General features: G+C 45.3%; 18 protein-coding genes. 5 read left to right on the top strand and 13 right to left on the bottom strand.

What is annotated here, in order from left to right; genetic code table 11:
* Nucleotide 1: 1 nt before the first annotated feature.
* From yihI to A6E01_RS00620, 3 genes are all read right to left on the bottom strand, one after another.
* A complete protein-coding gene (gene yihI, locus A6E01_RS00635; protein ID WP_017033016.1) occupies nucleotides 2–562 on the bottom strand; it encodes a Der GTPase-activating protein YihI in 561 nt (186 codons plus the stop codon).
* Nucleotides 549–1,199, bottom strand: a complete 651-nt coding sequence (locus A6E01_RS00630; RefSeq protein WP_017029345.1) for a methyltransferase domain-containing protein — start codon at nucleotides 1,197–1,199, stop codon at nucleotides 549–551. Before A6E01_RS00630 ends, yihI begins: the two co-directional genes overlap by 14 nt.
* Nucleotides 1,200–1,894: 695 nt before the next feature.
* Complete coding sequence (locus tag A6E01_RS00620; RefSeq protein ID WP_017029343.1) at nucleotides 1,895–2,512, bottom strand: c-type cytochrome; 618 nt, start codon at nucleotides 2,510–2,512, stop codon at nucleotides 1,895–1,897.
* Between the two features lie 200 nt (nucleotides 2,513–2,712).
* Between A6E01_RS00620 and yihA the strand changes: the two genes are divergently transcribed.
* The gene (gene yihA / locus A6E01_RS00615; protein WP_170961718.1) at nucleotides 2,713–3,372 is read left to right on the top strand and encodes a ribosome biogenesis GTP-binding protein YihA/YsxC; all 660 of its coding nucleotides are present in this window, start codon (nucleotides 2,713–2,715) and stop codon (nucleotides 3,370–3,372) included.
* Nucleotides 3,373–3,919: 547 nt separating this feature from the next.
* Here the strand turns inward: yihA and polA are convergent.
* The 3 genes from polA to hemB form a co-directional block, all read right to left on the bottom strand.
* Entirely contained in the window at nucleotides 3,920–6,724 is a 2,805-nt protein-coding gene (gene polA, locus A6E01_RS00610; protein ID WP_017029341.1) for a DNA polymerase I, read from the bottom strand.
* A 333-nt stretch (nucleotides 6,725–7,057) separates the two neighbouring features.
* Complete coding sequence (locus A6E01_RS00605) at nucleotides 7,058–7,504, bottom strand: GNAT family N-acetyltransferase (protein WP_017029340.1); 447 nt, start codon at nucleotides 7,502–7,504, stop codon at nucleotides 7,058–7,060.
* A 79-nt stretch (nucleotides 7,505–7,583) separates the two neighbouring features.
* Nucleotides 7,584–8,597, bottom strand: a complete 1,014-nt coding sequence (gene hemB, locus A6E01_RS00600) for a porphobilinogen synthase (RefSeq protein WP_017033020.1) — start codon at nucleotides 8,595–8,597, stop codon at nucleotides 7,584–7,586.
* Between the two features lie 132 nt (nucleotides 8,598–8,729).
* On the opposite strand from hemB, the gene A6E01_RS00595 reads away from it, so the two are divergent.
* The gene (locus A6E01_RS00595) at nucleotides 8,730–9,491 is read left to right on the top strand and encodes a TatD family hydrolase (protein ID WP_065209356.1); all 762 of its coding nucleotides are present in this window, start codon (nucleotides 8,730–8,732) and stop codon (nucleotides 9,489–9,491) included.
* A gap of 68 nt (nucleotides 9,492–9,559) precedes the next feature.
* Here A6E01_RS00595 and tatC read toward each other — a convergent pair whose 3' ends face one another.
* From tatC to ubiE, 6 genes are read right to left on the bottom strand one after another with little or no spacing between them, the layout of a single operon-like run.
* The gene (gene tatC, locus A6E01_RS00590; protein ID WP_017029337.1) at nucleotides 9,560–10,306 is read right to left on the bottom strand and encodes a twin-arginine translocase subunit TatC; all 747 of its coding nucleotides are present in this window, start codon (nucleotides 10,304–10,306) and stop codon (nucleotides 9,560–9,562) included.
* 45 nt (nucleotides 10,307–10,351) lie between these two features.
* The gene (gene tatB / locus A6E01_RS00585) at nucleotides 10,352–10,690 is read right to left on the bottom strand and encodes a Sec-independent protein translocase protein TatB (protein WP_017029336.1); all 339 of its coding nucleotides are present in this window, start codon (nucleotides 10,688–10,690) and stop codon (nucleotides 10,352–10,354) included.
* A 3-nt stretch (nucleotides 10,691–10,693) separates the two neighbouring features.
* Nucleotides 10,694–10,957, bottom strand: a complete 264-nt coding sequence (gene tatA / locus A6E01_RS00580; RefSeq protein ID WP_017029335.1) for a Sec-independent protein translocase subunit TatA — start codon at nucleotides 10,955–10,957, stop codon at nucleotides 10,694–10,696.
* Between the two features lie 33 nt (nucleotides 10,958–10,990).
* Entirely contained in the window at nucleotides 10,991–12,625 is a 1,635-nt protein-coding gene (gene ubiB, locus A6E01_RS00575; protein WP_017033023.1) for a ubiquinone biosynthesis regulatory protein kinase UbiB, read from the bottom strand.
* Complete coding sequence (locus A6E01_RS00570) at nucleotides 12,622–13,227, bottom strand: ubiquinone biosynthesis accessory factor UbiJ (RefSeq protein ID WP_017242689.1); 606 nt, start codon at nucleotides 13,225–13,227, stop codon at nucleotides 12,622–12,624. Before A6E01_RS00570 ends, ubiB begins: the two co-directional genes overlap by 4 nt.
* Nucleotides 13,228–13,239: 12 nt before the next feature.
* A complete protein-coding gene (gene ubiE, locus A6E01_RS00565; RefSeq protein WP_017033025.1) occupies nucleotides 13,240–14,013 on the bottom strand; it encodes a bifunctional demethylmenaquinone methyltransferase/2-methoxy-6-polyprenyl-1,4-benzoquinol methylase UbiE in 774 nt (257 codons plus the stop codon).
* Nucleotides 14,014–14,321: 308 nt separating this feature from the next.
* Between ubiE and A6E01_RS00560 the strand changes: the two genes are divergently transcribed.
* Nucleotides 14,322–15,203, top strand: a complete 882-nt coding sequence (locus tag A6E01_RS00560) for a DMT family transporter (protein ID WP_017029331.1) — start codon at nucleotides 14,322–14,324, stop codon at nucleotides 15,201–15,203.
* A gap of 4 nt (nucleotides 15,204–15,207) precedes the next feature.
* Here the strand turns inward: A6E01_RS00560 and A6E01_RS00555 are convergent, their stop codons facing one another.
* Nucleotides 15,208–16,470 (bottom strand): hydroxymethylglutaryl-CoA reductase, encoded by a 1,263-nt coding sequence (locus A6E01_RS00555; RefSeq protein ID WP_065209355.1) that lies wholly within the window; start codon nucleotides 16,468–16,470, stop codon nucleotides 15,208–15,210.
* A gap of 532 nt (nucleotides 16,471–17,002) precedes the next feature.
* Here A6E01_RS00555 and A6E01_RS00550 point away from each other — a divergent pair.
* Entirely contained in the window at nucleotides 17,003–18,646 is a 1,644-nt protein-coding gene (locus A6E01_RS00550; RefSeq protein ID WP_065209354.1) for an ABC transporter substrate-binding protein, read from the top strand.
* 55 nt (nucleotides 18,647–18,701) lie between these two features.
* Complete coding sequence (locus tag A6E01_RS00545; RefSeq protein WP_065209353.1) at nucleotides 18,702–19,676, top strand: ABC transporter permease; 975 nt, start codon at nucleotides 18,702–18,704, stop codon at nucleotides 19,674–19,676.
* Nucleotides 19,677–19,684 lie beyond the last annotated feature (8 nt).

The following is a 19,684-nucleotide window of genomic DNA, read 5'->3' as shown; positions in this document are numbered from 1 at the left end:
CTTAGTCCTTGAAATCGCTTAGATCTAGGTCTTCAAATGAGGCAAGAAGCTCATCTTCCGTTTTTGCTTTCTTACTATTATTCGCTTTGCTTGGAACAACAACCTCTTCCGGCTCTTCTTCCTCTGGCTCAAGTAGACCTAGTTGCTTCATTAGCACTTCTACGCGATCCAATTTCTGATCAACGTATGACTGAAGGCCGACACCTAGAGATTCGCCATTTTCAATGCGATCTAGCAATACATTCAACTGTGCATCATTTTCTAGTGCTTCTAGCTCTTGCTCTGCAGTGTACTTGCGTTGCTGCTTAGTTGGCTTAGGAGCGGCCTCTATGATAAGTGGGATCTTTTTCTTCGAACCAATGCGTGGATCACGTTGACCGCGACCTGCGTTCTCTTTTGATTCAGTAGCAACCGAGTGGCGTGCGCCAGCTTTCTGACCTTTACGCTTCTTTAGTTTCTTGCGTGTGCGTCCCTCTACGTCCGCCTCAGAGCGGTTACGAGTTACGATTAGGTCTACATCACCTGTTGAACCTGCTTTTCTCGATTTCTTATGTCGACTCATTACTCGACTTCCTCAATAAAATTACGTCGTTTTCAATAAATTCTAGTTCTAGCTCATCTCGCGCAGCTAAAAACTCAAATGTGCTTCTGCTAAAAAATACTACATGCGTGTGGTCATTCTTGTAGTGCCATGTGGAAAAGGCCTCTACATCACGAACCATCTTAGTCATCAAACCTAGCCAGCCGCCTGGCTTCAACATGCTCATCCACTGTGCCCAGACTACATCAGGCTGATAGAGGTGCTCTATTACCTCTGTCGCAGTGATAAAGTCATAGCGCTTGTTTAATACCTTGGTATCTGGATAGTAGTAGAGATCGTACAAGTCTACATCGTGCCCCGCCTCTTGCATCATCAAAGATAATGTAGGACCGGGACCACAGCCAAAGTCTAACCCTTGCTTGTGGCTACCGATTCTTTCGGCAAGTGGAACCTGAACTCTCGATAAGAACTTACGATAACCCACGTCAGTTGGGTCATTTTCATGTAGATCATAGTGAGCCTTTTCTTGGCTTGAATCCAGCCTTTGATTGGGGTCAACGAACACCAGTTCGCAACGCTGACATTGATGGTACTGTCTGCGCTTATCTTCCCAATAAAACTTTGATTCACTATGATGACAAAGTGGACAATCTAACATTCAAATCGCCTATTTAGCTTAGGAGGCGCAACTTATCAAAATATGGGGAAAGAGTGTAGAAAAAATCCGCAATTCCGCTGTTTTTTTTGTATGCGTATACGGCAATATTCCATATCAAGCGTCTTTAAGCCTGTTATTCGCAAATTTCAGGCAATAAAAAAGCGATAGGTTTCCCTATCGCTCTCAAAATTCCATTTGTTTTTGACGCTTTCCATGCCAAAATTTTGTTTTTCATCATCCTGATGATTTTTGTTATCCCTAGCAAGCTTCCATTTGCGCGGCTAATCCTCAGCCTTCCTATCTGGGCTCTCGACCTGAGAAAAACAAACCATCCGTTGTTAACCCTACGTCGCCAAAGGCGATACCATTCCCTAAACTCTTCCTGAGCAAGACTGAAAGCAATCAATCATCATGTCCTTTCGATAACGACTACTCTACTCCTGATAGAAAAATGTGCAATTAATAAACAGTAGGAGCCGATCACACTTTTAAAAAGCCATAACCATTCATTAAATCTTTCAATTAGTTACAAAGTTGCTGTGCAATATAGCGGATATCGAAAATGAGAAATGTCTCACAAAGTGACGTGACGATCAGCCAAGCTATGACAAAAATAGCAGGTAGCAGAATAAACTAAGGCCCAACATCGAGTGGATGTTAGGCCTTTAAATCTTTGTTAGCGACAAAGATGGAGATTAGTGCAGACCACCAACATACTTGGCGAGTACATCCATCTCTTCTTCTGTCAGCTTCTTCGCTACATCGTGCATCATGCCGTTTAGGTCATTGTTACGCTCCATTGAAGCGAACTTTTGTAGCTGCTGCTTGATGTAATCAGCATGTTGACCTGAGATCTTCGGGAAGCCTGATAGGCTAGTGCCGTTTCCGCGAGGACCATGACAAGCCACACAAGCGGCAATTCCGCGCTCTGCGTTACCCGCTAGGTACAACTCTTTGCCCTGCTCGACCACATTCTCAGGGGTTGTATTTTCTGACATAGGTATAGACGCATAATAAGCCGCTAAGTCAGCCATATCTTCGTCTGTCAAAGGCATGGCCATTGCACTCATCGCTGGGTCATAACGACCTTGCTTGCCACCACTAGTTGCACCCAACTTAAGGTCCTTAAGTTGTTTCTCAATATAGTTTTCGTGTTGGCCTGCCAGTTTAGGATAAATAGCTACTGGACTATTGCCGTCAGCACCATGACAAGCTGCACAAGTTGCTGATTTTTCTTTACCTGCTTCAATGCTACCTGCCGCCCACACAGAGCAGCTAGCGAAAAGAGTTACGATGAGCGCTAATTTCTTCATGACATTCCATTATAATAATTGAGCTTCCAAGACTAAGGCTTGCTCAGTTTTTATCTTCTAGATTGAATAAAAAGTACCTGAAAAGGTGAACAAGCCCTAGGTGCCGCCTTTTGTCGTGCTAGAATAGGCGAACTAATGCCGAACACGGTTATTTTACACAAATTCACAAAAAAGTAATCAGTCGACTACACAAAGTCGCGATGGAGTTAACAGTGAGCGTAAAAATTCATTACCAAAACACGCATTTTATAACCAGTGCCCCTGATATTCGTCACCTTCCTGAAGATGAAGGTATCGAAATCGCATTCGCTGGTCGTTCTAATGCGGGAAAATCTAGTGCGCTCAACCGCCTAACCAACCAGCGTGCACTGGCAAAAACCAGTAAGACCCCAGGTCGTACTCAGCTAATTAACCTATTCAAGGTGGATGAGAACTGCCACATTGTCGATCTTCCGGGATACGGTTTTGCTCAAGTTCCTCTGGAACTAAAGAAAAAGTGGCAAAGAAGCCTTGGCGAATACTTACAAAGACGTGAATGTCTAAAAGGACTAGTGGTCCTAATGGATATTCGTCACCCAATGAAAGACCTCGACCAGCAGATGATCTTCTGGGCAGTAGACTCTGGCATCCCAGTTCAGGTTCTATTAACTAAAGCGGATAAATTGAAGAGTGGCGCTCGTAAAGCAGCCCTACTTAAGATTCGTAAAGATGCTGAAGGCTTCGGTGGTGATGTGAATGTTGAAGCATTCTCTTCCTTAAAAGGGATTGGTGTTGATCAGCTACGTGCGCGTCTAGACACCTGGTTTGCACCAGCCTTTGAGCAACCTGAACAAGATGATGATGCTCTAGAGCAAGAATAGCTCGATAGCGAACCATGATTAACAAAACGCGGCCTGAGGCCGCGTTTTTTGTTTGTAACTTACAAACCAGTGAGCCCCCGACTCCATCCACAGCATTGCTAAAATCTAAATAAGTGAGTTCTATCAGCAAGTCATGCTCTGAGTGCAGTTTGAGCACATTGAAAATTTAACTATGCCTTTTTATGCATACAGGCGAGTTATTTCTAGATTGGTGTGAATCTAAGGCATTAGAAAGTAAGGGGAAAAATTTTCTTTGGGGCAATAAAAAACGCTTCAGTCAAAAAGTAACTGAAGCGTATGAATTTAAACAAATTCTAATAACGTGAAACAAAAGGTCTGAAAGATGGAACATCTTACCTCTGTACCCTACACAGATAAATTTACCCGATCTGTGACCAAATGCAAACACTTTTTGTAGTTTTTTTTCATAAAAAACCCTTTGCAGGGCTCACCAGTAAAACTCACCGTCTGTACAAAACTCACGCAAAAAAAAGCTGACTTCGTGAGTCAGCTCTCGTTAATGTCCCCTTTTGGTGCAGATAGTGTGTTAGTGCGCTTGATCCCAGTTGTCACCATGACCAGCATCAGCTACCAAAGGCACAGCCAATTCTGCTGCTGCTTCCATTAGATCCTGTATGTTTCTTTCAGTTTCTTGAAGTGCATCCTCACGGACCTCAAAGACCAATTCATCGTGTACCTGCATTAGCATACGAACCTTAGGCTCACCTTGCTGTTGCTCAATCCACTCATCGACAAGCAACATTGCTTTTTTAATGATATCTGCAGCTGTGCCCTGCATTGGTGCATTGATTGCAGCGCGCTCTGCCGCCTTACGGCGCATACCGTTTCTTGAGTTAATCTCAGGCAGGTGTAGACGACGACCATACAAGGTTTCAACATAGCCCTGCTCAGTGGCCTGACTGCGAGTTTCTTCCATGTACTGCATCACGCCAGGGTAACGCTCAAAATAGGTATCCATGTAATGCTGAGCTTCACCGCGAGGGATCCCAAGCTGCTTAGCCAAACCAAAGGCACTCATACCATAGATAAGACCGAAGTTGACTGCCTTAGCACGGCGACGCTGCTCACTAGACACTTCATTAATATCGACACCAATGATCTCTGCTGCGGTTGCAGCATGGATATCTTTGCCTGTTCTAAACGCTTCTAGTAGCGCCTTATCTCCGGATAGGTGCGCCATAATGCGCAGTTCTATTTGAGAGTAATCCACCGCAAGGATCTTCCAGCCATGTGGCGCGACAAACGCCTGACGAATTCTGCGACCTTCTTCATTTCTGATTGGGATGTTCTGTAGGTTAGGATCGGTAGACGATAAACGCCCCGTAGCCGTAACGCCTTGATGGTATGAGGTATGCACGCGACCTGTTGTTGGGTTTATCATCTTAGGCAGCTTATCGGTGTAAGTTGATTTCAGCTTAGCTAAACCACGATGCTCAAGAATTAACTTAGGTAGCGGATAATCAAGAGCCAACTCTTGAAGCACTTCTTCGTTGGTCGATGGTGCACCCGATGGCGTTTTCTTAACAACCGGTAGAGCCATCTCTTCAAATAAGATGGCTTGTAATTGCTTAGGAGAGCTCAAGTTGAACTCTTTGCCTGCCAATTCAAAGGCTTTTGCTTGCAACTCATCCAGTCTCTGAGCAATCTCTTGCGATTGCGTGCCTAGCAACATGTCATCAATTAACACGCCACGACGCTCAATACGTGATAACACAGGCACCAATGGCATCTCGATGTCTTGGTATACCGAATTAAGCTTTTCGTCCGCCTCAAGAAGTGCATTTAGATGGTTATGCAAACGTAAGGTAACGTCGGCATCCTCAGCGGCATAGGGAGAGGCTTCTTCTAGATCAATTTGGTTAAAAGTCAGCTGTTTTTTGCCCTTACCGGCAATTTGCTCAAATGAGATGCACGGATGCTGCAAAAATCGCAAGGCCAAACTGTCCATATCATGCTTGCCTCCCACGCTGTTATACACGTAAGACGCAAGCATGGTATCGAAGGCAATACCTTGCATTTCAATATCATAGCGCGCTAGGACTGATGTATCATATTTGAGGTTTTGCCCTACCTTAGCTTGGGCCGGATCTTCTAACAGCGGTTTGAGTTGTTGTAGAACCCAATCGCGATCCAGCTGCTTTGGTGCATCTAGATAATCATGAGCAACAGGAACATACGCCGCTTCACCCTCTGCCGTAGCAAAAGACAAGCCCACTAAATTTGCCACCATGTAATCTAGGCTGTCAGTTTCTGTATCAAAGGCAAACACCTCAGCTTTCTTTAGTTTCTCCAGCCAAAGGTTAAAACTGTCTTCTTCTAATATGGTTTCGTACTGGCTGCGATCAATGGTAATCGCTTTTGTCGGCGTTTCAGCTGTTGATGCCGCTTTACCTGCTCCGTTGCTAATGGCACGACCAGATTTCTCATCCGCTTCTACAACGCCGGTACCGCCCTCTAACAACTCGTTTAGCCAAGATTTAAATGCCATTTGACCATAGAGTGAAATCAGCTGATCTTTATCTGGAGTTGCCTTCACTAGGTCATCGAGAGTCACATCCAACTCTACATCTAACTTAATGGTTGCCAATTGATAGGAGAGGTAGGCTGAATCTTTGTGCTCAACGAGCTTTTTCGCCATGGTTTTAGAGCCACGGAACCCTAACGGGGCGATATCATCAAGCCTGTTATACAGGTCATCTAGACCGCCAATGCCTTGCAATAGAGCCGTCGCAGTTTTATCACCAACACCAGGCACGCCTGGGATGTTATCAACCTTATCGCCCATCAGTGCAAGGTAGTCGATAATCAATTCTGGCGGGATCCCAAATTTTTCAATCACACCCTCTCTATCAGAGATAACATTGGTCATGGTATTGATCAGAGTGACATTCTCATCCACCAGCTGAGCCATATCTTTATCGCCGGTACTGATAAGGACTGGCATACCTTTCTTAGAAGCAGCAGAAGATAAAGTACCGATAACATCGTCGGCCTCAACACCTGAAATAGAAATAAGAGGTAGACCCATTGCCTTGATCATATTGTGCAATGGCTCAATTTGGCATCTAAGGTCATCGGGCATAGGTGGACGATTCGCCTTATACTCGGGATACATGTCGTCTCTGAATGTCTTCCCTTTGGCATCGAAAATCACCGCAATGCGCTCGCTAGAAAATTGGCGCATCATGCTTCTTAGCATATTCATCACACCATAAACGGCATTAGTCGGGTGCTCACCGTTACTCATGGTGCCAGGATAAGCGTGAAATGCTCGATAAAGGTATGAGGAACCGTCAATTAGAATCAGCGGATTTTCAGGGATCGTTGCCATGTATAGGTGTCCAACTTAGGTAGAAGGGAATAACTTAGGTATAGGATGCCACGAGTCTCTCTGCTTATCTAGATAACCCTTATTTACGCCCACAAAAATTATCCCTTACCCCACCCTCTCCTGTGGATAAGTTTGTGTGCAAATTATTTACCTGATGAAAAAGCCTGTAGATAAAATCAAAAATGAAGATTAAAAACCTTATAATACAATAACTTAATATAGATCCGTCGATCCACAATAAGATCTTGGCGTGATCATTGTATGTGGAAAAAAAATTTGAGGGATAAAGATAGAAGGTATTTGTTGCGCAACAAACGCCTGTCAAAGAGTCGACTAACTTTCAGTCAACATGGACTTTCGGAAGTAAAGTCTATTTTCTTGAGGGTTTGGGTAAGGCTCGCACTTTTCGATCCAATAACCATTTCTCAGCAGCAATCGAAGCATAGAAGAAAATTGGTTTCTCGACTTAACCGTTAGCCAAGAATACCCTTCATTCGCAACCCAGCGCTCTTGCTCAACTAATAGGCTCTGCGCGACACCTTTTCCTCTCGCCTGCGAATTTACACCGCCAAGCCAACTATAGAAGGTACTACTGTCTTGCTCATATCCAATCTTAAAGCCAAGTAAAGCGCCCTCTTCTTCGGCAACAAGCACTAACTGCTTTTTATCACCAAGACGCAAAGACAGTGACTCAATCCCCTCAGGCTTAGCAAACTCTTGGATACTGCTCATTACCTTTAAGGCTTCTTGCAAAGAGCCTTCACGAACCACAATCGACACATTTCCCCCTTTGTTGGATATGAATAAACACAAAAGCCCTCATTACGAGGGCCTTAAACGATAACAATCTTATGTGTAACTACTTTTCTTCAGCTAGCCACTCAGCCACATCTTTTGCAAAGTAGGTCAGGATACCGTCCGCGCCCGCTCGCTTGAAGCATAGCAAGGACTCTAGTACCGTCTCTCTCTCTTTCAGCCAGCCATTTTGAATAGCGGCTTTATGCATCGCATACTCTCCAGAAACTTGGTAGGCAAAGGTGGGCACTTGTAGCTCAGTCTTCACTCGACGAACCACATCTAGATAGGGCATGCCAGGTTTAACCATCACCATATCTGCACCCTCAGCAATATCCAGCGCCACTTCATGCAGGGCTTCATCGCTGTTGGCAGGGTCCATTTGGTAGTTCTTCTTGTCTGCACCCTTTAGGTTGGTCGCAGAACCCACTGCATCACGGAATGGTCCGTAGTAGTTGGAGGCATATTTAGCGGAGTAAGCCATTATCTGAGTATGGATATAGCCCGCTTTCTCCAATGCTTCACGAATTTTGCCAATACGACCGTCCATCATATCGGATGGTGCAACCACATCTGCGCCGGCTTCAGCGTGAGACAGTGCTTGTTTGATCAGTACAGCTGTTGTTTCATCGTTCAGTACATAACCATCGTTATCAATGATGCCATCTTGGCCATGGGTAGTGTAGGGATCAAGAGCAACATCAGTAATGACGCCAATCTGCGGGATATGCTCTTTTAGCAGGCGTACCGCTCTTTGCACCAAACCTTCAGGGTTATGAGCTTCAGCCGCACAAGTGCTTTTTACATCCTGATTCACTACCGGAAACAGTGCGATAGCCGGAACACCTAAGTTGGCGAGCCTTTCTGCTTCTTCTAGCATAAGGTCGATAGATAGGCGCTCAATGCCCGGCATCGACTCTACGGCTTCACGACGATTCTTACCCATTAGAACAAACATTGGATAGATCAAATCATCAACGGTGATCTTATTCTCAGCCATTAGGCGGCGGCTAAAATCATGTTTGCGCATACGGCGCATTCTACGTGCAGGGAATGGACTCTGAATAAGTGCGGTCATCGCGCGCTCCTTGTCTAAATCAACTTTGGCAAATCATACCACTAACCACGGGTGTAGGAATGTACGTAACATGAAAAATAGAACGAATGCACATATACTGGGGCACAAATAGCCAACAAATGATGTTTTCTCATGATCGACACCCACGCCCATATCTACGCTAGCGAATTTGACCAAGATAGAGACCAAGTGGTACAGCGTGCTTTGCAACAAGGCATTGACCGTATATTACTACCCAATATCGACCTAGATTCCATAGAACCTATGCTATCAACAGAGGCAAAGTACCCAGAAGTATGCCGCTCTATGATGGGTTTGCACCCATGCTATGTGGATCAAGGTATCAAGCAGACATTAAGCGAAATTGAAGGCTGGTTTGATAAACACAACTTCATTGCTGTGGGTGAGATTGGTATTGACCTGTACTGGGACAAAACGTATCGAGCAGAGCAAGAGTATGCCTTTATCACTCAGCTAAACTGGGCAAAAGAGAAAAACCTGCCCGTAGTCATTCATACTCGCGATTCCATCGAAGAAACGCTGGGCCTACTTAGCAAAGAGCAAGATGGCTCACTGCGCGGCGTCTTCCACTGCTTTGGCGGAAGCATCGAAGAAGCCAAAGCCATTAATGACCTTGGCTTTCACCTAGGGCTAGGCGGTGTATCCACCTTCAAAAATGGCGGGATGGATAAGGTAATTCCTCACTTGGATATGCAATATGTCATCCTAGAAACGGACTGTCCCTACCTTGCTCCAGTGCCTCATCGCGGCAAGAGAAATGAACCCGCCTATACACAGTTAGTCGCCCAGCGTGTGGCTGAACATCGAGAGTTAAGCATTCAAGAGGTGGATAAGATTACCACCAACAATGCAATCAAGCTGTTCAATCTATAAGTTTGCTACAGATATAAAAAATCCCCAGCATTGGGGATTTTTTTATATCTGATAATTAGCGGCAATCATTAAGACTCTTGCTCTTCTTCCTCGTCTGGACGGGTATAGAAGCGAGCAAAGAACAGACCAACCTCAAACAAAAGAAGCATAGGTATCGCGAGTAATGTCTGAGAAATAATGTCGGGAGGAGTCAGCATCATGCCGATAACAAAAGCACCGACAACAACAAACGGTCTTTTCGCTTTTAACGTCTCAACATCCGTTGCGCCAGTCCAACACAACAAGATAATCGCAACAGGCACCTCAAAAGCAATACCGAAGGCCAAGAATAGCGCCAATACGAAATCGAGATAGCTTGAGATATCGGTAGCAAACTCTACCCCCCCAAGGGAAATCGCAGTAAAGAAGCCAAACACTAATGGGAATACCACGAAATACGCGAACGCTACGCCACAATAGAACAGTAATGAACTAGAGAACAGCAATGGCATTACCAAGCGTTTCTCATGCTTATACAGGCCTGGTGCTACAAACGCCCACACCTGATAGAGAATAAACGGCACTGCAACAAAGACAGACGAAATAAGTGTTAATTTCAGTGGTGTGAAGAACGGTGACGCAACATCCGTCGCAATCATCGTCGCCCCTTCAGGCAATCGGTCGATTAAGGGAGCGGATACAAACTCATAGATATGGCCGGAAAAATAAATCAGGCACAGAAATACGACCATTACAGCGCCAATAGCACGCAATAATCGGGTACGTAACTCAATCAGATGACTCATCAATGGCTGGTTAGAATCAACCGAAGACATAGAAACCTCTATAAATAACAAAAGGGGCGAATGTGCCCCTATTGATTAATCTTGTGACTTAGGAGAAGGCGACTCAACAGAGTTTTCTGAGGACTTGTAAGGTTGTTGAACGCTTTTAGCTGCTTCTTTTAACTCTTCGACAGACTGGCGCAATTCAGGAGACATATCCTGCATTCCCATCTTTTCTGCCTTCTTCAGATTTTCCTGAAGCTCATGAATTTTAAGCTCATGATCCAGCTCATCTTTAACATTACTTGCCATAGATTTAGCTGAGTTAACAAAGCGAGCAACACTACGAATAGCCACAGGAAGACGCTCGGGTCCTAATACCACCAACCCCAATACAGAGATCAGTATCAGTTCCCAAAAACCTATATCGAACACGGTTTAAACCTGCTCTTTATCTTTTTGCTTTTCAGTGCTCTGCTCTGCTGATTTCGACTCAGAAGTGTTCTTTTCAGAGATATTCTTCTGTTCAAAATCTGCATCTTTTGCATCTTTCGCTGCAGCGTCTTCATCAGACATTGCTTTCTTAAAGCCTTTAACCGCAGAACCCAAATCGCCGCCAATACCGCGAAGCTTTTTGGTACCAAATAACAGAACCACGATCACAGCAATGATCAGAAGTTGCCAAATACTAATTCCACCCATGTGTTATTACCTTTGTTTCCATTCTATAAATAATTACTTGCGGTAAGTGCGCCAGCTTAAAAGCCAAGCCAACAATCCGACCCCGCCAACCACTGAAGAAATCAATGGGTTATCACTAACATAAAGTATGGACGAGCATACGATAAATGTAGCGCCTATTCCAAACATAAATTGGCCAGTGGCGTGTTGTCTCTTCGTTTGTCGATATCCCTCATATAAATGCTCGACTTTTCTAGACAATTGCTTGCCATGCCTAAGGTTGTCGTACAGTAGCTCAGGCAATTCAGGGAGCTTTTCTGCCCAAAACGGTGCTCTCTCTTTAAGTGAGTTGATTACCGCCTGCGGGCCGACTTGCTCGCCCATCCACTTTTCAAGAAATGGCTTAGCCGTCGCCCATAGGTCTAATTGAGGGTATAGCTGTCGGCCTAATCCTTCTACGTAGAGAAGGGTTTTCTGCAACAACACCAATTGTGGCTGAACTTCCATATTGAAGCGTCGCGCGGTGTTGAACAGATTTAGTAGCACGTGACCAAACGAAATCTCGCACAATGGCTTGGCAAAAATAGGTTCACACACCATACGAATCGCAAACTCAAATTCTTGTACATTGGTGTCTGCTGGAACCCAGCCAGAGTCCACATGCAGCTGCGCAACTTTACCGTAATCACGATTGAAGAACGCCAAGAAATTTTCCGCTAGATAGCGCTTATCATCGGCATTAAGCGTGCCCACAATGCCACAATCTAGGCCAATCCATTGCGGATTTTCAGGGTGTGAATACTGGACAAACACATTGCCTGGGTGCATGTCGGCATGGAAGAAACTGTCTCTAAATACCTGGGTAAAGAAGACTGTCACTCCGCGTTCAGCAAGCAACTTCATGTTGGTGCCATTCGCTTCAAGTCCTTCAATATCAGAGACTTGAATACCATAGATACGCTCAGACACCATGAGATTCTTGCTGCTTAAATCAACCACAACCTCTGGAACATACAGCTCTTCGCTGCCTTCAAAATTACGGCGAAGCTGCATGGCATTGGCTGCTTCACGGCGTAGATCGAGCTCATCCAGTAGCGTCTTCTCGTATTCAGCCACCACCTCGATAGGTCGTAGTCTACGTGCCTCTGGTGCAACTTTAGCCAACAATTTCGCCATACGAAACATAAGCTTAACGTCGGCATCAATGATTGGGCGAATATCTGGACGAATGATCTTAAGTACCACTTCTCGGCCTGATTCTTTCAGCTTAGCGGTGTGTACCTGTGCAATTGACGCTGATGCTAGGCAATCAATATCAAAGTCATCAAACCATTTTTCAATAGGGCCGCCTAGAGCCAGCTCGATGTGCTTCTTCGCAAGGTGACCATCAAATGGCTCAACGCGGTCCTGCAACAAGGCAAGTTGATCGGCGATATGCGGAGGAAATAGGTCTCGGCGCGTAGACATCATCTGCCCAAACTTAATCCATACCGGCCCCAACTCTTGCAAGGCAAGACGCATTCGATGACCTAGCTCTTTCTCTGGATGCTTATTCTTGATCCAAAAGAGCGCCTTTCGCGCTAGTCGTGGAAATTTCGCCAGTTCATGCTCAGGGATAAGCTCATCTAAGCCATATTCCAATTGAACTCGAGTAATAAGATAAAGGCGCTTTAGCTCAGAAGGAGTCATTCGGTTTCCATTAGACGCGATAAGCGTTGTTCTAAAGAGTGTAGTTTTGCCTGAGCGTCATCGACCTGGTCACAGAAACTGGCGACGGCCAACGGCGATGGTGCCAACTCCCACTCTTCTGTAATGGCATGCTTGAGATGCGTCGTGTGCTTACGAGCATTGCGCTGAAAAAACGACAAACCATTTTTAGCGCCAGTAACTAGGGTATGTGCTGCCACATCTCCCAGCACTTTGGAGAGAATCTCAGCCACATCGGGCTTACTCAATTGCATTAGAGTCGCGAATTGCTGTCCTACCTGCATATCTCCAGAGACTGACAGCTTATCTTTCTTGAATAAGTCATTGATATTGGCTTGCTGCTGTAAATCTCGCAAAGCCGTTAGGCTTAGCGTGAGCTCGCAATCCGGCGTCCCTTCAAATTCAGCCAACACATCAACCTGCTGGCTGCACACAAAGATTAGGCTTTTATTTAACTCTTTGATATTGAGTCGAATAATAGAGCCCTTTAAGCGAGCCAATTGCTTTTGGCTCTCCGGTTGCTCTTTTATCAAGGCATTGAATGAGGTTTCAACAGCGGCTGTCACTAAGGCATCAATTGGCATTTTGGCATCCCACTAAAATTTGTAACCACGGTGCAGTGCGACTATGCCGCCTGTCAGGTTGTAGTAGTTCGTCTGCTCAAAGCCTGCCTGTTGCATCATGCCTTCAAGGGTCTCTTGATCTGGGTGCATACGAATAGACTCCGCTAGGTAACGATAACTCTCTGAATCGTTCGCTATGATGTCACCCATCTTCGGCAGGATGTGGAATGAATAGGTATCGTAGATCTTAGATAATGGGTCCAAGATTGGCTTAGAAAACTCAAGCACTAACAAGCGACCACCAGGCTTCAATACGCGATACATAGAGCGTAGAGCCTTATCTTTATCGGTTACGTTGCGCAGGCAAAAACTAATGGTGATGCAATCGAAGTAATCATCAGGAAACGGCAGTTCTTCTGCGTTGGCTTGTACATAATGAACATTGCCGACAACGCCAACATCTCTTAACTTGTCGCGACCTACGTTCAACATTGAGTTGTTAATGTCCGCTAAGATCACGTGCCCGTTATCACCCACAATGCGCGAAAACTTAGCCGTTAGGTCACCAGTACCGCCACCGAGATCCAATATACGCTGCCCAGGGCGAGCGCCACTGCAGTCGATGGTAAAGCGTTTCCACAAGCGATGAACACCACCAGACATTAGGTCGTTCATCAGGTCGTATTTGCTTGCTACCGAATGAAATACCTCTGCTACTTTAGTGACCTTGTCATCTTTGGCGACAGTCTTGAAACCAAAGTGAGTAGTGTCTTGCGAGGCTTGATCTTGGGGTTCTTTAACGCTCATATCCATGTTCTATCTCTGAAGTCGTATTCCAAACGAGGGCTAGTGAAAGTGTATTCACGACGAAAGCCGCCCGGCTACGCTAGCAAACTGCATTGCAAACGAATGGCCAAGTTTACTGCATACATCAGCACTTGTCTTTGCTGAAGTCTCTCACAGCCTCATAAGGTTTGCATAAGTGTGAATAGATGCACCACAGCGAGTGGAAATACACGACCAAACCAAGCAAATTGTATATTGGCGCATACCCACAAAGGCTATAGACTGAGCCCTCTTTTATCTTTTCCTTTATTTAACACTTTGAGTCATTCATGAACGAACGCAAAGCGCTTATATTAGGACTCAGTGCAGTCCTTCTGTGGTCTACTGTTGCCACCGCATTCAAACTCACCCTCGCTGAGTTTACGCCAATCCAGATGCTAACCTGTGCCAGCATAGTCTCTGCGATTGCCCTATTGCTTGTTTGTGTCTATCAAAAAAAGACTCATACCATCGTCGGAACCTTTGTCGCAAATCCACTTTACTACTTGATGTTAGGTCTGATTAATCCCCTCGCCTACTATCTGATCCTGTTTAAGGCCTATGACCTTTTACCCGCTTCGCAGGCACAACCGATCAATTACAGCTGGGCCATTACCCTCACCTTGATGGCGGCAGTATTTTTGGGACAAAAGATTCGAACTCAAGACTGGATTGCTTGTGCGCTGGGCTATTTAGGTGTGGTGGTCATTGCAACACAAGGGGATGTGCTGGGCTTGCAGTTTGAGAGTCCGCTAGGGGTTGGTTTAGCTTTGTTGTCTACCCTGCTTTGGGCCGGTTACTGGATCTTGAACGCCAAAAATAAAGCCGATCCGGTCATTGCGGTACTGCTTGGTTTCCTAGTAGCGATTCCACTCACCATAGCGCTCTCTATTTGGGAAGGCGCCGCTTGGGATATCAGCACTAAAGGTTGGCTAGCGGTGACTTACGTTGGCCTGTTTGAGATGGGGATTACCTTTGTTTTATGGCTGGGTGCACTAAAAGCCACACAAAACACCGCAAGGATCAGCAATCTCATCTTTATCTCTCCGTTCATTTCCCTGATCTTGCTATCGCAAATCTTAGGAGAAGAGATTCATATCTCAACCTTACTCGGTTTGGTATTGATCGTTGCTGGACTGGTTATCCAGCAACTTAAACGTAAGGCTGCTTAACGCATTATTTTCGCGCGAGTTTATGATGGGCACGAGAAAAGTGCCCAGCACAAAACGCACCAACAATAGAAAGCTCACCAGCAAGACAAAGGGCAGCGGCAACCTCGGCTAGGGCCTGTGATTTTCCGTTGCCATGCAGTCCCATCAGGTCTAAACACGCCTTTTGACTCGGTAATCCAGTACCACCACCCACAGTTCCTACCATTAGGTTGGGTAAGGTCACACTGGCATACAGATCGCCATTTCTGTCCACTTCCAATCGTGTCATACCGACCGCAGATTCAGCCACACATGCGGCATCTTGGCCACACGCGATATAAAGCGCAGCCAATGCGTTGGCATAATGGGCATTGATACCAATAGTGCCACTTAGCGCTCCACCGACCGTTGTTATCTGCGCAAACTGCATCATCTTCTCAGGGGTGGTGTGTAGGTACTTTTCGACTAATTCTGCTGGAATGTGCGCCTCTGCCGTCACCTTTTTACCGCGAACACTGCGCAGTGTTTGGGCGTTGGCTTTTTTATCCCCAGATAGATTTCCATCAAGGAAGGCGTGCTCTGGTTCAACCGGCGTATGTGCCATGATGTACTCAAGCACCGCATTAGTGGCAATCGTGACCATATTCTGGCCCGACGCATCACCGGTAAGGAATTCAAATACTAGGTAAACATGGTTACCTTCAATGCTGACACTGATATCTGTTAACTTGCCGTGAGAGGTGGTTTGTTCGGCAATAGACTTAAAGGTGGCATATTGAGTCACAACCCAAGCGACAAACTGCCCTGCTTCACTAATATCAAAGAAGGCAAACGCTGGTGTACGAGTCACACCCTCATTAAGAAGCATAGCCGTAGCGCCACCAGCAGCAGTGAGCAATTGAGAACCGCGGTTATAGGATGCCACTAACGCAGCCTCTGTGGTGGCTAGAGGAATCAGAAAGTCATCGCGAGCGAATAAGCCATTAATTCGCAATGGGCCAGCCATACCCACGGGCATTTTTATTGTGCCAATGAAATGCTCAATGTTCTTTGAGTACTCCAACATGTGCTGCTGAGTATGCTCATCTAAGAGATGTTTCTGAGAATCAGCATTATCAAGAGAGTCCCAACGTCGCTGGACATTCTTCTCAGTCAAATACGGGCTCTTCGTTAACTTTCTTTTGGGCGTATCAAAGTGAGGTTGCAAAGCCTCATTACGAAGTGAAGGGTCAAGCTCAGAACTGAGAGATGAGGTGTAATCACTGCGATGTAGATTTAATTTAGGCATATTTCTCACTTTGGGGGTTATCACAATTGCTAAACAGATCCCTGAGCCGATTCCTTCCTTAGCGCAATCTTATTTTAGTCGTACAAATAGCTTTGCCGAGCAGAATACGAACATTCCCCTCCAATTACAACGCAAACCAGATTCAAGGGTACTCCAGTGGCAATGATTTGACTCATTGAATGAGTAAATGTAACTAAGCATTTCTGCCTTCGTATATTGCGTTTCCGTTTAAGATTTAATCGAATTCGCGTACAAATCATACAAATATATAAATCTTGCAGCAGATCAAACTTTCGTCATTGGTTCGTGAAATATGCGTGAGATCGAACAGGTTTTACCAGAATGATGTTTGTTTTGCTGATGAAGAAGTCGTAACTTACTCGCTAAAGAAAGCGCTTTCACGAGCGATACTTCTTTTAGAAACCCTACGAAACAAACACAAAATAATTAATCGGTTCTTAAACCTACGCTTCACAAAAGAAAGCGCTTTCATACTTTCTTCATTGAAGTGTAACAACGAGGAATAGAAGATATGTTAAAGAAAACTGCAGTGGCATCACTTGTAGTCGGACTGTTAACTACAGGAGCGACCTTCGCCAATACAGAAATCAAGCAAGGTGGTGAGATTACTGTACCTGCGATCGGCACTGGTTTTGTTGAAAACTTTAACCCTTACACCCAAAAAGATATCGTTGCTGGAACAATGTTCGAGCCACTATTCATCCATAACGGTAAAACGGGTGAGATTGAGCCTCGTATCGCTGAATCTATTACACAATCTGAAGACCTAATGACCATCACTATCAAGGTTCGCCCGAATCTGAAGTGGTCTGATGGCAAACCTCTAACAGCAGAAGACGTTGCTTACAGCTACACACTTACTAAAGACAACAAAGCATTTGACGTTAAAGGCATGTGGAGTGGCTACACTGAAAGCGTAACTGCTACTGACGACACAACTGTTGTTATCAAAATGGCTAAAGCAGACTCTACTTTCCTTTGGGGTCTAAAAGACTACTACATCGTTCCTAAGCACGTATGGAGCGAAGTAGAGAACCTAACTACCTTCACTAACCCTAACCCTGTTGGTAACGGTCCTATGACTGAGGTTGCTCTTATGACTCCTCAGCAAATCAAACTTTGCCGTAACCCTCATTACTGGCAAGCAGCAGAAGGTCGTCCATACCTAGATTGTATTACTGCGCGTTCTTACAACGACAACTCGCAAATCCAAGCTGCGCTTATGAAAGGCGAAATCGACTGGGCATCTAACTTTGTTGCTGACATCGATAAAACCTTCGTTGACCGCGATCCAGAGAACAACCACTACTGGTACCCAGCGAACGATGCTATCCAACTTTACCTAAACACAAAGAGAGCTCCACTAGATGACGTAAACGTACGTCGTGCACTTTCTATGGCGCTTGACCGTGAAGATATTGTTGAGTTCGCAGCTTACGGCTACCCAACAGCTAACCACTACATGGGCGGTCTAGGTCAGTACTTTGAAGCGTACGTTAACCAAGATGTCGAAAAGAAATTCGCAAAATACTCTACTTACAACTTTGACGAAGCAAATCGTCTTCTTGATGAGGCTGGCTTAAAAGACACCAATGGTGACGGCATCCGTAACATGCCAAACGGTGAAAACGTTGAGTTTGATATCGAAGTAGTAAGTGGTTGGACTGACTGGGTTCAAACCGTGCAAATGGTGTCTGAGTACTTCGAAGAAGTTGGCGTTAAAGCAAACGTGAAAACTGTTGACTGGTCTGTATATGACAAGAACTTGAAAGAAGGTGGCTATGACATCTCTATCAACTGGTCTAACACTAACAATGCGCACCCTATCCAAGCATACCAAGATTACTTCTCGGCAAGCACTAAGGGACAGAGCTGGCACGCAGGTCACGGTGTATTCTCACAAGAGATCTCTGACAAGATTGACGCATTTACACAAACTACAGACGAGAAAGTTCAGCAAGAAATCCTAAGTGAGCTACAAGAATTTGCAGCTGAACAGGTTGCGTTCATTCCTCTATTCTCTAACCCAACATGGTTCCAATACCGCACAGAGAAAGTTGTAGGTTGGCCGGATGCTGAAAACCCATACATCCACCCTAACTACTACCAAGCGGACAAAAAAGTGAAGATCCTAGATCACCTTCACGCAAAATAATTAAAACCCACTGAGGACTACCTTTCCGGTAGTCCTCCATTCCCAGGAAAGACCTATGAATTTTGTACTCCGTAGATTTAGCTTCTATTTGACGGCGTTCTTTGTCGCAATAACATTCAACTTCTTCTTGCCTCGCGTTATGCCTGGTAGTCCAGTTGATGCTTTATTTGCGGCTGCCGGCGGCAAAATGGACATGGCCCAGATGGACGCGGTAAAAGAAATGTACGGCTTCGTTGATGGTAGCCTATTCGAACAATACATCGCTTACATCAAGAGTGTTTTCACCCTAGACCTTGGTCCATCTGTTTTAATGTTCCCGACCGAAGTAACTAAAGTGATTGGCATGTCCCTACCTTGGACTATGTTCTTGGCCTTAGGCTCACTGATTGTTGCCCTAATTATTGGCGTTAGCATTGGTACTTACGCTTCTTACCGCCGTGAAGGCCTATTCGGTCAAATCGTTCCACCAGTGTTGGCATTCATCAGTAACTTCCCATACGTTGTTACAGCACTACTACTATTCTACATTTTTGCTCTTCAGCTAGAAATGTTCCCTCTGGGTTACACCTATGACCCAATGATTGCCCCAGGCTTTACTTGGGAGTTCATAAGCAGCGTAGCAAAACACGCCGTACTTCCAATGGGCTCGATGATCCTTGTTGGTATCGCTACTTGGGTATTCAACATGCGTAACGCAATGATCAACGTATTAGGCGAAGACTACGTGACCATGGCTGAAGCAAAAGGTCTATCAAGCTTCCGCGTTATGTATCGTTATGCAGGACGCAACGCGATTCTTCCAGTAGCAACAGCGATTGCAATGGCAATTGGTTTCTCATTTGCAGGCTCAATCCTTACAGAGGTTGTATTCAACTACCAAGGCCTTGGCAACATGCTACTTAAGGGCATCACCGCTCGTGACTACCCTCTAATTCAAGCAATCCTACTAATTTTGGTTACAGCAGTACTAGCAGCAAACTTCATTGCTGACCTACTGTACGTTTGGCTAGACCCTCGCATTGACGATTAAGGTTTGAT

Source organism: Vibrio breoganii (assembly GCF_001677275.1).
Taxonomy (GTDB): domain Bacteria; phylum Pseudomonadota; class Gammaproteobacteria; order Enterobacterales; family Vibrionaceae; genus Vibrio; species Vibrio breoganii.
This window is presented reverse-complemented; position numbering and strand designations above follow the sequence as displayed.